A 408-nucleotide genomic window follows, 5' to 3' on the forward strand; every position below is an offset into this window, starting at 1 on the left:
GTTCCGGTCATCAAGAGCATCAGCGGAACCCACAAGCTGGCACCGACGGAAACCGCCGCCAGGTCGATGGCGCTGGCCCGGCCAGACATGATGACATCCGACGCGCTCATGCCTGCCTGAGCCAATTGCGCGCCGCAGATGGGCAGGCCCAGACGCACGAGGCTTCCGGTTTCCCGGCGGCAGCGATGGAAACGGCTGACGGTCGACGACACGAGGCGCTCCTTGACCGAACGGACAGGACGGCGATTCTAGCAGGAGTCGCTGGGCAGCGCTCGGCGTCAGGTGTGAACTTACGTATACTCCGGCGCAGTTTCGGAGGCCCTGATGACACATGACATCGAAGACCTGATTGCCCTGTTCGACGGTATCTTTGCCGACAGTCATCGCACGCGACTGGTGCGCGGGGAG

General features: G+C 63.5%; 1 protein-coding gene. It reads right to left on the minus strand.

Features of this window, described 5'->3' with window-relative positions:
- The coding region (locus AC3AYF_RS18915) for an MATE family efflux transporter (RefSeq protein WP_487780187.1) at nt 1-212 on the minus strand (212 nt) is incomplete at its 3' end.
- Nucleotides 213-408: the final 196 nt, after the last annotated feature.

The organism is Salinicola sp., assembly GCF_982684285.1.